General features: G+C 68.0%; 13 protein-coding genes and 2 CRISPR repeat arrays. Of the genes, 7 read left to right on the top strand and 6 right to left on the bottom strand.

Annotated features, from left to right (window positions below):
* Nucleotides 1-161: 161 nt before the first annotated feature.
* On the bottom strand, nucleotides 162-524 hold the full coding sequence (locus EDC02_RS06965; RefSeq protein ID WP_148083356.1) for a hypothetical protein: 363 nt from the start codon (nucleotides 522-524) through the stop codon (nucleotides 162-164).
* Nucleotides 525-732: 208 nt separating this feature from the next.
* Here EDC02_RS06965 and EDC02_RS06960 point away from each other — a divergent pair, with 208 nt between their 5' ends.
* The 3 genes from EDC02_RS06960 to EDC02_RS06950 all read left to right on the top strand — a co-directional run bounded on the left by EDC02_RS06960 (nucleotide 733) and on the right by EDC02_RS06950 (nucleotide 2,382).
* Nucleotides 733-1,560, top strand: coding sequence for a DUF5753 domain-containing protein (locus EDC02_RS06960; RefSeq protein WP_123601245.1), 828 nt, complete (start codon nucleotides 733-735; stop codon nucleotides 1,558-1,560).
* Complete coding sequence (locus EDC02_RS06955; protein ID WP_123601244.1) at nucleotides 1,557-1,751, top strand: DUF397 domain-containing protein; 195 nt, start codon at nucleotides 1,557-1,559, stop codon at nucleotides 1,749-1,751. The genes EDC02_RS06960 and EDC02_RS06955 overlap by 4 nt, the downstream gene beginning before the upstream one ends.
* Nucleotides 1,752-1,824: 73 nt before the next feature.
* On the top strand, nucleotides 1,825-2,382 hold the full coding sequence (locus EDC02_RS06950; RefSeq protein ID WP_123601243.1) for a Uma2 family endonuclease: 558 nt from the start codon (nucleotides 1,825-1,827) through the stop codon (nucleotides 2,380-2,382).
* Nucleotides 2,383-2,396: 14 nt separating this feature from the next.
* On the opposite strand, the gene EDC02_RS06945 is transcribed toward EDC02_RS06950, so the two are convergent.
* Complete coding sequence (locus EDC02_RS06945; protein ID WP_123601242.1) at nucleotides 2,397-3,017, bottom strand: DUF6518 family protein; 621 nt, start codon at nucleotides 3,015-3,017, stop codon at nucleotides 2,397-2,399.
* Nucleotides 3,018-3,142: 125 nt separating this feature from the next.
* Nucleotides 3,143-4,031: direct repeats of the CRISPR family, unit length 35 nt; unit sequence TTCTATACGCCCTTGGGCGTGACGTGGTTTCTGAC.
* A gap of 115 nt (nucleotides 4,032-4,146) precedes the next feature.
* On the opposite strand from EDC02_RS06945, the gene EDC02_RS06940 reads away from it, so the two are divergent.
* Entirely contained in the window at nucleotides 4,147-5,481 is a 1,335-nt protein-coding gene (locus tag EDC02_RS06940; protein ID WP_233605778.1) for an IS4 family transposase, read from the top strand.
* Nucleotides 5,482-5,633: 152 nt separating this feature from the next.
* Here EDC02_RS06940 and EDC02_RS06935 read toward each other — a convergent pair whose 3' ends face one another.
* From EDC02_RS06935 to cas1, 3 genes are all read right to left on the bottom strand, one after another.
* The gene (locus EDC02_RS06935; protein WP_199757495.1) at nucleotides 5,634-7,022 is read right to left on the bottom strand and encodes an IS1380 family transposase; all 1,389 of its coding nucleotides are present in this window, start codon (nucleotides 7,020-7,022) and stop codon (nucleotides 5,634-5,636) included.
* Between the two features lie 336 nt (nucleotides 7,023-7,358).
* A CRISPR array of direct repeats spans nucleotides 7,359-7,705; the repeat unit is 37 nt; unit sequence GTTTCTATACGCCCTTGGGCGTGACGTGGTTTCTGAC.
* A 212-nt stretch (nucleotides 7,706-7,917) separates the two neighbouring features.
* The gene (gene cas2, locus EDC02_RS06930; RefSeq protein ID WP_158632082.1) at nucleotides 7,918-8,220 is read right to left on the bottom strand and encodes a CRISPR-associated endonuclease Cas2; all 303 of its coding nucleotides are present in this window, start codon (nucleotides 8,218-8,220) and stop codon (nucleotides 7,918-7,920) included.
* Nucleotides 8,196-9,272: a CRISPR-associated endonuclease Cas1 gene (gene cas1 / locus EDC02_RS06925; protein ID WP_123601239.1), complete on the bottom strand. Its 1,077-nt coding sequence runs from the start codon at nucleotides 9,270-9,272 to the stop codon at nucleotides 8,196-8,198. The genes cas2 and cas1 overlap by 25 nt, the downstream gene beginning before the upstream one ends.
* 68 nt (nucleotides 9,273-9,340) lie before the next feature.
* Between cas1 and EDC02_RS06920 the strand changes: the two genes are divergently transcribed.
* The 3 genes from EDC02_RS06920 to EDC02_RS06910 are packed head-to-tail and all read left to right on the top strand — an operon-like array spanning nucleotide 9,341 to nucleotide 10,458.
* Nucleotides 9,341-9,742 carry an undecaprenyl diphosphate synthase family protein gene (locus EDC02_RS06920; protein WP_233605777.1) on the top strand — a complete coding sequence of 134 codons (402 nt, stop codon included), beginning with the start codon at nucleotides 9,341-9,343 and terminating at the stop codon, nucleotides 9,740-9,742.
* 31 nt (nucleotides 9,743-9,773) lie between these two features.
* Entirely contained in the window at nucleotides 9,774-10,163 is a 390-nt protein-coding gene (locus EDC02_RS06915; protein ID WP_123601238.1) for a type II toxin-antitoxin system RelE/ParE family toxin, read from the top strand.
* Nucleotides 10,129-10,458, top strand: coding sequence for a helix-turn-helix transcriptional regulator (locus EDC02_RS06910; RefSeq protein ID WP_123601237.1), 330 nt, complete (start codon nucleotides 10,129-10,131; stop codon nucleotides 10,456-10,458). The genes EDC02_RS06915 and EDC02_RS06910 overlap by 35 nt, the downstream gene beginning before the upstream one ends.
* Nucleotides 10,459-10,515: 57 nt before the next feature.
* Here EDC02_RS06910 and cas6 read toward each other — a convergent pair whose 3' ends face one another.
* Nucleotides 10,516-11,289, bottom strand: coding sequence for a CRISPR system precrRNA processing endoribonuclease RAMP protein Cas6 (gene cas6 / locus EDC02_RS06905; protein WP_123601236.1), 774 nt, complete (start codon nucleotides 11,287-11,289; stop codon nucleotides 10,516-10,518).
* Between the last annotated feature and the right edge of the window lie 192 nt (nucleotides 11,290-11,481).

Below are 11,481 nucleotides of genomic sequence, written 5' to 3'. Positions count from 1 at the left end.
CCGATAACATAGGTCGTATGATGTATGATGTCAAGAGATGGAGACGTCTCGATGTCTTGCTCGGTGGGTCTCGCGGAACCGACGTCTCGGGTAGGTTGCGCCCCCACGGCAGGCACGGAGGCGCTGGTGTCCGCCCACCCCCCGCTCCTGAGCCGAGGTCGTCAGTACAGCCAGCTGAAGTCCAGCTCGTCGATGGTGTTGCCGACGTGGACCTCGGCCAGGAAGCGGCGCATCAGGCTGCCCGGGTCGGCGGCGTCCTCGATCTGGATCAGCATGCCGCGTCCGTGCGCGACGACGGCGTCGAGCACCAGGCGTTCGAGCTTCTCGGCGTTGACCGGGCCGGGCCGGCAGCCGCACGGCGCGCCGTACGCCCGGCCACTCAACGTCTGCAGGCAGACCAGCCGACGGTCGCAGCCGGCGCAGGTCAGCAGCCCGTCGAGTGGGAACTCGGACCGGCCCGCGCGGTCGACGCGGGACATGCCGGTCGGCGGTACGTGTCCGCCGCTGGTGGTGCGCTCGCTCATGTTGGCAACCTCCGTCATGAGATACCGGATTTCGTGAATTCACCCTTGTGGCGGACCACATTTCCAGCGCCCGTACGGCAGACTCAATCGTGGACGCCGGCTTGTCTCCACTGTGATGTGGCGATTTCGGCGACCAGCCCGGCCAGCGGTTGCTTTTTGAAACATTGGCACGGGTGCTGGGTGTGTCGGACGAAAGGAAGGTGAAGCGATGCCGGTCACCGGACCGACTGTGGTGCGCCGTCAGCTGGGGCGGCGGCTGCGCCGGCTGCGGGAGGAGGCGGCCCGCACCGAGCAGGAGGTGGAGCGGGCGAAGGTCTGTTCGCGTACGACGTTGTGGCGCATCGAGAACGGCAAGTTCCCGGTCAAGATGAACACTGTTCGCGGTCTCTGCTGGTTCTACGGTGCCGACCCGGAGACGACAGACGCGTTGACCCGGCTCGCCGGGGCCAGCGACGAGCACGGCTGGTGGGAGTCGCACGGCGACGCCGTACCAGATTGGTTCCGCCTGTACGTCGGCCTCGAAGCCGCCGCCACCGAGATCGGGGTCTATGACCCCGAGGTGATCCACGGCCTGTTGCAGACGCCGGACTACATGCGCGCGGTGTTCCGCGCCACCTATCCGGACGCGCCACAGGAAAAGATCGAGCGGCTGGTCTCACTGCGGCTGGACCGACAGATCTCCTACTACGACCGCGAGCAGCCGGCCCGGATCGTCGCGATCCTCGGTGAGGGTGCACTCATCCGCGAGGTCGGTGGCCCGGCGGTGATGGCCGAGCAGCGCGCCCACCTAGCCGGCCTGGGTCGACGGGTGCGGGTGGAGGTCCGCGTCCTGCCCTGGTCCGTCGGTGCCCACCCGGCGTTCTCCGGCCAGTTCATCTTGCTCGACTTCGCCGACCCAGACGACCCGGACGTCGCCTACGTCGAGTCGCATATGGGCGCTCGTTACCTGGAGCGGCCGGAGGAGTTGGCGGAGTACCGTCGAATTTTCCGGCTGATCCGCCAACAGTCGGTCCCGATCGAGGAGCACCTACGATGAAGCCTGACACCCCCTGGTTCACCTCCAGCCGCAGCGCCGGCAACGGCGGAGCGTGCGTCGAGACCCGCCGGCACGCCGGCCAGGCCGAGGTACGCGACAGCAAGGACCGCACCGGCCCCACCCTCACCTTCACCACGACCCAGTGGGGCACCTTCACCACCGCCCTACAGACCGGCACCCTCCCCCACTGACCACCGCCGATCGCCCTGTCCCCCACCCCATCCCTGGGGTGGGGGACGCTCGTCCTCCTGACACTGGTGACGCGTGAACGTCCTTGATCCCAACCGAACCTGGGACGAAGCGAAGTACCTCGCACTGGGCCAGACACCTGACCGGACCGAGCTGGTCGACGGTCGTCTGTGGATCAGCCCCGCACCGAACAAGCGTCATCGGCAGCTCTCCTTCCTGCTGATGTCCGCGCTGTATCCGGCGGCCCGGTCTGCCGGCCTCAAGGCGTACGAGGCGATCAACGTCAGATTGCGTACCGATCGGATCGTGATCCCGGACCTCGTCGTCGCAGACACTGGCAGCGAGGGATCCGTTACCGACGCGGCTGAGGTCCTGCTCATCTGCGAGATCACGTCTCCGAGCAACGCCGCCACCGATCGACTGCTCAAGATGCAGTTGTACGCCGCCGCCCGAATCTCGTGGTATCTGCTGCTTGAGCCCGCAGTGCCGGGTCCGTCAGCGGTGACACTCCGGCTCTTCCGGCTCGACAACGAGCACTACGTCGAGCACGTGACCGCGACCAAGGGCGACGTCTTGACCACCGATCAACCGTTCCGGTTCACGCTCGACACGGCCGCACTGCTCGACGAGTAAGCCCTCCGGCCCGGTCAGCGGAAGCCGGCTACCAGGAACGCGCCGAGGCCGAGCAGCGCCAACGGCAGCGCCGTGGCGAGGCTGAGGATCCGGTTGCGGGTGGTCCGACCGGCAAGAACGATCACCAGTACGCCGAGCACCGCCCGGACCACGACATGCGGGATCTGCTCGCTGCCGTAGCTGGGATCGCCGAGCCGGGCCGCCTCCAACGCCGCCTCGGTGAAGAACACCGCTCCCGGCAGGGCCGTACCGATGGTTTGCCGCCAGCCCGAGCCGCGTGCCCAGACACCGCCTACGCCGAAGACCACTCCGGCGAGGACCCCGAAGGCCATCCAGAGCAGCGACGTCGGCGCCCACAGCAGCGACCAGTCGTCGCCCTGGATCAGCGCCGCCGCCACGTAGTAGGCGGGGACGGCGATCACCAGTCCGGCGGCGGCACCGGCAGCAGCCCGCAGCCACCCGGTACGGATCCAGTAGCCGAAGAAGAACGCAGCGACCGCCCACACCGCAGACGAGTTGCCCAGGTCGGCAAGGGGCCACCAGGGCATGAACTTGATCCATACGAAGTCGACGAACCCCAGCAGGAAGCCGCCGACCACAGCGACGAGCGCAACGCGCCGATTGTCCGGGTACATGCCGCCGGACCTTACCGTGCCGCGAGCGCGGGCGCTCCTCGTGCATCGGGCAACACCGAGCCGCCAGACGGCTTCTGACCCGGTCAGCGAGACTCAGCCACAGCATCCACGATCATCGTTGACGAGTCTCTACACACCCTTGGCCGTGACTTGGTTTCCGAGCGCCGACCACGACACCTGGGTCACCGTCCACCGCAACAGGTTTCTATACGCCCTTGGGCGTACGTGGTTCCTGACGTCACCGCCCCCGTGGACCAGACGGCGGACCAACCGTCGCCGTTTCTATACGCCCTTGGGCGTGACGTGGTTTCTGACAAGCTGCGCCAAGCGCTGTGCCGTGTGCCGCCGACCGACCTCGTGCTTCTATACGCCCTTGGGCGTGACGTGGTTTCTGACTCGTCGAAGCCGCCAACACCACCGCCGCCGCCATCGAGCGGTTTCTATACGCCCTTGGGCGTGACGTGGTTTCTGACGCGTGTGCCGCGCCGGTGGTCGATCAGCTCCAAGTGCAACCGAGTTTCTATACACCCTTGGGCGTGACGTGGTTTCTGACCCGCGCCGGCGACGACTGGGCCGAAAAGGCCATCGACGCCGGTTTCTATACGCCCTTGGGCGTGACGTGGTTTCTGACCCGAAATGAGCGACGCCGTTTCCCTCCGACTGAACCCCGAGTTTCTATACGCCCTTGGGCGTGACGTGGTTTCTGACGCAGTTGGTGCGCACCCGGTTCCGGTCCTGGCCGAGTTGTTTCTATACGCCCTTGGGCGTGACGTGGTTTCTGACACACCCTCGCCCGCCACGCAGGTAAGAATGTGGAGGTAACCGGTTTCTATACGCCCTTGGGCGTGACGTGGTTTCTGACATGGCGGTGCCGGATGAGCCGTGGCGGCCGGTCAACACGTTTCTATACGCCCTTGGGCGTGACGTGGTTTCTGACAGATTGAGCTGACCGTCGATCCGGCACTGTCCCGGATGTAGTTTCTATACGCCCTTGGGCGCAATGCCACGTAGCCTAAGTTGATCTTGGGTTTGACCTGCGGGTTTGATGTGGACTCCTGGGCGGTGCGGCGTGGCGGGACGACCACGGCTCGGCTGACTGTTTTGATCACGGGTCATGTCGGTGGATGTGGTGGACCGTCCAGTGGTACGGCCGGATCAGGTGACGCTCGGGGTGCTGATCTCGCAGGTGTCGCGGGAGGAGGTCGACGCCGCGATCGAGGTGTGCGGGGTGCGGGAGCAGCGGTCGGACGGGAAACTGCCGGCGCACGTGAGCACCTACCTGACGTTGGGGTTGGCGTTGTTCCCCGACGATGACTACACCGAGGTCGCGACCAGGGTCACCGGGTCGTTGGACCGGTTCGGGTGCTGGGACGCGGCGTGGAGCGTGCCGACCTCGAGTGCCATCAGCCAGGCGCGGAAACGGTTGGGCCGCCGGGTGTTCGCCGAGCTGTTCGAGCGCACGTGCGGGCCGGTCGCGGGCGAGGCGGGCCCGACAGCGCCGGCGGGCGCGTTGGGCACCGCGCGGGGGTCGTTCCTACGCCGGTGGCGGCTGCTGGCGATCGACGGGTTCACCGTCGATGTGCCCGACAGCACGGCCAACGCGGCCGAGTTCGGCTACGCCGGGTCAGGGGGGAACCGTTCCGCGTTTCCGAAGGCCCGGGTCGTGGCCCTCGCGGAGTGCGGCACCCACGCCTTCGTCGCCGCCGAGATCGGCGCCTACCCGGAAGGGGAGAAGACCCTCGCGCAGCGGCTGTACCCACGGCTACGGTCCGACGAACTACTCACCGCCGACCGGGGGTTCTACTCCTGGCAGGCGTGGGACACCGCCGCCGCGACCGGCGCCGCGCTGCTGTGGCGGGCCCCGACCCAGCTCGACCTGCCCGTGGTCAAGATCCTGTCCGACGGCACCTATCTCACCGTCCTGATCAAACCGACCGTCCGTGGCGGTCGACGGGAACGACTGCTCGCGGCCGCCCGCGCCGGAGCTGACCTGACCGACATCAACAGCGTTCCCGACGCGTTCGACGACCGGGGCCTGCCGGTCGTCCACCTCGCCCGGGTGGTCGAGTACGACATTCCCGACCGCGTCGGCGACGGCACCGGCGAGTTGATCGCCCTGATCACCACCATCGTCGACCCCGCCGACGCCCACGCCGACGAACTAGCTGGCGGCTACCACGAGCGGTGGGAGGAGGAAACCGCCAACGACCAGCTCAAAACCCACCTCCGTGGTCCCGGACGGGTGCTGCGGTCCCGTCTGCCGGACCTGGCCCATCAGGAGATCTGGGCCTACCTGATCGTCCACCACGCGATCAGCGCGCTGACAGCGAAAGCGTCCGCCGCCGCCGACCTCGATCCGGACAGGATCTCCTTCACCAGAGCCCTGCGCCTGATCCGCCGCACCGCCACCGGCACGGCGGACATTCCCCCCTCAGCCTCGATCCACCGACGCGGTTGCCGCTAAATGTTGGTTGAACATTTCTGTATTGGGGTGGTGGGGCGGGCGTGAGGGAGTCGCCGATCACGTGATCGGCTTGCTCCGAGGGTGAGGGTTCGAGGTGGAACGGGGATTGTGGCCTGTGGTCGGGCCGCCTGGTTTCGGCTGGTGGGGTGTGGTCAGCCGGGTGCCGGCTGGACGGCGGTGAACAGGTTGTCGAACGCCGCCTGCCAGGGCCAGTACTCGGGCAGGTGTAGGTGGATGGTGCGGGCCCGGTGGGCGAGGCGGGCCGCGACGGTGATGATCCGGGTCCGGATGGTGGCGGGTCTGGCGGTCGACCAGGTGCCCGCGGCGAGGTGTCCGGCGGCGCGGGTGAGGTTGTGCGTGATCGCGGCGCAGGTCAGCCAGGCGTCGTTGGCGCTGAAGTGTCCGGAGGGCAGGTGGGCGAGGGGCCCGGCGATCAGGTCGGCGTTGACCTGCTCGATGATCGCGTGTTGCCGGTGCTGGGCTTCGGCCTGGACGAGGGTGTACGGGCTGTCGGTGAACACGGCGTGGTACCGGTAGGTCGGCAGGAGTTCGTCCTGGCCGGGGATCTGTTGCGGGTCGTCGCGGCGGACGCGGCGCACGATCAGCCGGGCGGTCGCCTCGTGTCGGGTGCCGGCGAACGCGGTGTACGTGGTTTCGGCGATCTGCGCGTCGGAGATCCACCGGCCGGCGTCTTCGTCCCAGACGGCCTGCGGATAGGTGATGTCGACCCACTGGTCGGCGGCGATGCCGTCGCACGCGGCGCGGATCTTCGGGTCGATGCGGCAGGTGACCGAGAACCGCACGCCACGACGCCGGCAGCCGCTGATCACCGTCTTGGCGTAGAACGCCGAGTCCGCTCGCACCATGATCTCCCCCGAAGCGCCGCATGCCCGGGCGGTCGTGATGGCCTCGGCGATCATGGTGGCGGCGCCCCGGGCCGAGCCGGCGTTACCCGACCGCAGCCTCGTGGCGGCGATCACCGGCGCGGACAGCGGGGTGGACAGCGTCGCGACCAGGGGGTTGTAGCCGCGCAGGTAGACGTTGTAGCCGCCGACCTTGGCGTGGCCGAACCCGATGCCCTGCTTCTGCTTGCCGTACACCCGCCGCAGCATGGAGTCGATGTCCACGAAGCACAGGGTGTCGGCGCCGGTCAGGATCGGTGCCCGGCCGGTCAGACCGATCAGGGTGTCGCGGGCGGCGGCCTGTAACTGCCGTACGTGCCCGTGGGTGAACGTACGCAGGAACGACCCGAGTGTCGACGGCGCGTACACGCCGCCGAACAGCGACCGCATGCCGCCGTGCCGGGCGATGTCGAGGTCGTCGATGCTGTCCGCGCCCGCGAGCATCCCGGCCACGATCGTGGCGACCTTGCCGGCCGGGTTCGCGCCCTTGTCCGTCGGTAGCCTGACCCGGTCTGCGACCGCGTCGTGCAGACCGGCCTGCTCGGCAAGGCGCATCACCGGAACGAGACCGGCACACGACACCAGATTCGGATCGTCGAACGTCGCGCGCACCACCGGCGCGTCCTGGCGTATTCTCACCTGCGAGGTGCCCTCTCGAACCGAGTGATAGAAGCGTCAGAACTCCTATCCTTCCAGTTCAGAGGGCACTTTCTGTAGCCGGGGTCCTGCCGGTCAAACCTTCATCGGTGGATCGAGGCTCAGGACTGGGCTGACCAGCTACCGACCCACCTCGCCCGGATCGCCGCTCTCCTGATCCCCACCCGACGCGAACGCACCTGCCCCCGCGCGGTCAAACGCGCCCGCCACAACCAGTACCGGGTCAAGAAACCCCACGAACCGGCCAGCATCCGCCACCAGCGTCCACCGACCATCCACATCCATCGGGTCCAGCCACCATCAAGATCAACCTAGGCTACGTGGCATTGCCCTTGGGCGTGACGTGGTTTCTGACTTCGAGCAAGCCGAGTCCCCCCTGACCGGACACCTTTCCGAGTTTCTATACGCCCTTGGGCGTGACGTGGTTTCTGACTCGTTCGGTAGCCGAGAGCTTAGTGTCTTCACCCTCGTTTCTATACGCCCTTGGGCGTGACGTGGTTTCTGACCGGCCAGCGTTACGGCCTACGTCGACGGCATGGCGTTGAGGTTTCTATACGCCCTTGGGCGTGACGTGGTTTCTGACCTGGCGAGTGCCCCCAACCGGATCGCACGAATCGAGCTAGGACGGGTTTCTATACGCCCTTGGGCGTGACGTGGTTTCTGACCCTACCCGCTCTGGCGGGGCCGTGACCAGCACAGATGCACGCCCTCTGCACGGCGACCTCCAGAGCTCCACATTCGACGGGTGACGCCGGTCACGTTCCTGAACGTTTCCGCAGCTCAGGGGCTTGCACGGCGTACCGCCGATTTTCATGATCGCCTAACCAGGCCCGACTCGTCCGCCATCCGACCTACCTTGCACCCTCCGTACCTTTCATCACAGCACCACCCAGTAGGGCGGCTCCGGGTCGATCCGGTGCTGACCGATCACCACCAGCTGATCCTGACAGCCAGCGCAGATCGGCACGATGTGAATCGTATCCGTCTCCACGTCGATCATCGCCTCCAACCGGGCGGCAAGTCGAGGCAACCTTGCCCGGTCGAGCTGGCAGAGGAAGACGCTGCGCTGAATCCGTTCGCCCCACTGGTGCAGCGCCGCCGCCACCCGCAGCCGGCGGCTGTCCCGCGAGATGTCGTAGCACACCAGCACCGTCGTCAACGCCACTCCAACCCGTCCCACGGCACGTCCCGCTCCACCCACGCGGCCAGCCGCTGCGCCTGCCGGTGCAGGTGACGACGGATCGACCCGGTGAAGCCAGGCAGCGCGCTGCGGGTCACTGTCGCCATCCGCTGCTCGTACGCGTCGATCAGCACCGCCCGCCCCTCCCGGTTGAGCAGCACTCCGGCCCGGTCGGTCTCCTCGCTGCCGTGCTCCAGACCCAGCCGGCCGGTGCGGGCCAGATGCAGCACCACCTGGTCCACCACGTACGGCCGGAACTCCTCGATCAGGTCCAACGCCAGGCTCGGCCGCCGGTCCGCCGGGGTGTGCAGCAGCCCGATCGCCGGGTCGAGTCCCGCCGCCGTCAACGCGGTCACCGCCTCGCCGAGTAGCAGCGTGTAGCCGAACGACAAAGCCGAGTTGATGACGTCCAGCGGCGGTCGACGCGACCTGGTGGCGAACCGCAGCGGTGCCGGCAGCAACGCGCCCAGCGCGGCGAAGTAGGCACGGGCGGCCGCGCCCTCGGCCCCCATGATCTCGTCCCGGCTGGTCGCGCCCGCCACGGTGTCGATCGACCGGATGATCCCGAGGATCGCGGCATCGACCTGGTCGTGCCGTTCCTGCCGGCGGCTGCGGTGCAGCAGCACCGCCTGCTTCGACAGCTTCGCCGTCACCACCGCCCGGCCGAACGTCACCGCCCGCCCCGGGTCGTCCGAGGCACCCAGCAGCGCCCGCAGCCGCTCCACCCGCCGGGTGCCCGCCCCGGCCAGGTGCCCCAGATACTGCCCACGCCAGGAGGCGAAGACCACGTCGACGTCGCCGCGCAGCGCCCAGTTGCGGGCACCAGCCGACAGCCCCACCGGCCCGCACAGTGCCAGGCCACGGACGTGACCGGCCGGCACGCTCAGCAGGGTGACGCCATCGGGTGAGTCCACGACCAGCCGGCCGGCCGCCACCCGTACCGTCGCGCCCGGCACCCCGACGTAGATCACCTTGGTCGGCGCGCGGTCCCCGTCCGACGATCCAATCCCGCCGTACGGGTCGATATCGCCCAGGTCGACACCGAAGCTCACCGCCGGACCGTCCCGTCTCCTACCGCTGTCACCACCCGCCGTTACCCGGTCGCCCGCCGATTAGCGATGTGCTGCCCGACTCGACCCGGCACGCGCTGAAGCTCGCCGAGGAGGCGACCCGGCAGCGGGCGACCGGCCGCCACTTGACCGTGGCCATCGGCTACGACGGCCGCGAGGAGATTGTCAACGCCGTACGGTCGCTGTTGGACGACCAGGCACGGCGCGGGGCGACGCTCGACGACATCGCGCAGCGACTGACCGCCGACCAGATCGCCGCCCACCTGTACACCAGTGGGCAACCGGACCCGGACCTCGTCATCCGCACCAGCGGGGAACGCCGGGTGTCCGGCTTCCTGCTGTGGCAGGCCGCCCACTCCGAGCTGCACTTCTGCGACGTCTACTGGCCCGGCTTCCGCAAGATCGACCTGCTCCGGGCGCTGCGCTCGGATACCTGGGGGTGCGTGCAATAATAAGCGTGGCTTATAGTCACACCATGTAGAGGTGTCCTTACATCCTGAGGTCGAGGACTGGTTCATCGACCTTTGCCGTACCGACCCGGCCACCGCCGACCGGGTTGCCGAGGCCGTAGACCTGCTGGCCGAGCACGGACCCGCGCTAGGAAGGCCTCTTGTGGACCGACTCAAAGGCAGTCTGTACCACAACATGAAAGAGCTCCGGCCAGGGTCGACAGGTGATACAGAGATCCGGATGATCTTCGCCTTCGATCCCCTTCGGGAGGCGATATTCCTCGTGGCGGGTGACAAGTCTGGCCAGCGGAAAGCCTGGTTCGAGACAGCCATCCCGCTAGCCGATGCGAGGTTCGACGAGCACCTGATGAAACTCAAGGAGAATGTTGATGAGCCCGACGAACTGGCGAGACGTCAAGGCTAAGGCACGCGCGGCCGATCCCGAGTGGGACAACCCCAGCCGGGTTGCTCGACGTGCTGAGATGCGTCAGCAGATGTTGGCGTCCGTGAGCGGTGTCCAGCTTGCCGAGATCCGCAAGCAGCTGGGCATGACTCAGGTGCAACTCGCTGAGGCAGCAGGACTGTCGCAAGCTCGGATCAGCCAGATCGAGAATGGCGAAGCTACCAGCCTGGAGTCTCTCAGGTCGTACGTCGCGGGGCTTGGCGGACACCTCGACATCATCGCCCGAATCGGAAATATACAACTGAATGTGGCATAAATTTCTGGGCTGTCGGCAACACTCTGCACCAGCCTGAGCCGAGCACACCGGAGTCGCTCACCGCCAGGTCGGTTCGAGGCGGACCAGGCCGAAGCCGCGGCCGCGCTGCGCACCGACCCCGCTGTACGGTGCCAGCCGCATCAGCCGGTCCACCGCGCCGACCAGGGCGGTCGGCCCGTCGCAGACGTAGCGGATGCGACCCAGGAAGCCCGACACCGTACGCCCGTTGACCTTGACCACGTCGCTGGTGCCGTCGATGTCGCTCACCCACAGCGCGTCCCGGTCCGGCCGCTCCCCCGGCCCGCCACCGCTCGGCCCGCCACCGCTCGGCCCGCCGACGCCCGGCAGCGGCAGCACCAGCTCCGGCAGCCCGGCCGGCGCGCTCGCCCGCCACACCGCCCGCAGCCCGGCCACCACCGACCACGGGTCCGGCCACGGCGTGAAGCCGTTGCCCCGCCGGAACGTCGCCGGGGTCAGGAACCGCAGCGACCACGCCGCGTCGCCGGACGGCCGGCCCAGCTCCAGCCACGACACCCCGGCCACCTGCCGCGCGCCGGTGACGAGCGCGCCGACCTGACCACCGAACCGGATCACCGCCCCCGTCGCCGCCCCGGCCCGCAGCTTGTCGACCAGGGCGTCGTCGAGCAGGCCGACCTCGACGAGGGTGCCCGCCGGGTGGGCCACCGGCGGGCTGACGCTGTACGCCTTCGCGTGCGACCGGTGCGCCGCCTCGTCCACATCGAACCAGCGGGACACCACCGCGTGGACGTGTTCGAGCCGCACCCCGGCCGGATCGACCCCCGGCACCACGAACTGCCACCTGCTCGGCATCACACACTCCCTCCGCCCGGCGAACACCTGAACGTATGTGCTCCATCTCGGACAGGCAAGCCACGGCTGGCAGCCAGTTCAGTTGATCGACTGTGGCCGTTGAGCTGACTTCTGCAATCCACTGGCCAGTTCCGCCGTCACCTACCTGACAGTCGGTTGGCAAAGCTGCACGTGAGGGCCAGAATCGTCGGG

This window comes from Micromonospora sp. Llam0, assembly GCF_003751085.1.
In the GTDB taxonomy this organism is placed as follows: Bacteria; Actinomycetota; Actinomycetes; order Mycobacteriales; family Micromonosporaceae; genus Micromonospora_E.
This window is presented reverse-complemented; position numbering and strand designations above follow the sequence as displayed.

Bases quoted from the DNA above. Each gene is read 5' to 3' on its own strand.
- EDC02_RS06965 (WP_148083356.1), bottom strand. From the start codon at position 524: ATGAGCGAGCGCACCACCAGCGGCGGACACGTACCGCCGACCGGCATG.
- EDC02_RS06960 (WP_123601245.1), top strand. From the start codon at position 733: ATGCCGGTCACCGGACCGACTGTGGTGCGCCGTCAGCTGGGGCGGCGG.
- EDC02_RS06955 (WP_123601244.1), top strand. From the start codon at position 1,557: ATGAAGCCTGACACCCCCTGGTTCACCTCCAGCCGCAGCGCCGGCAAC.
- EDC02_RS06945 (WP_123601242.1), bottom strand. From the start codon at position 3,017: ATGTACCCGGACAATCGGCGCGTTGCGCTCGTCGCTGTGGTCGGCGGC.
- EDC02_RS06910 (WP_123601237.1), top strand. From the start codon at position 10,129: ATGAGCCCGACGAACTGGCGAGACGTCAAGGCTAAGGCACGCGCGGCC.
- cas6 (WP_123601236.1), bottom strand. From the start codon at position 11,289: ATGCCGAGCAGGTGGCAGTTCGTGGTGCCGGGGGTCGATCCGGCCGGG.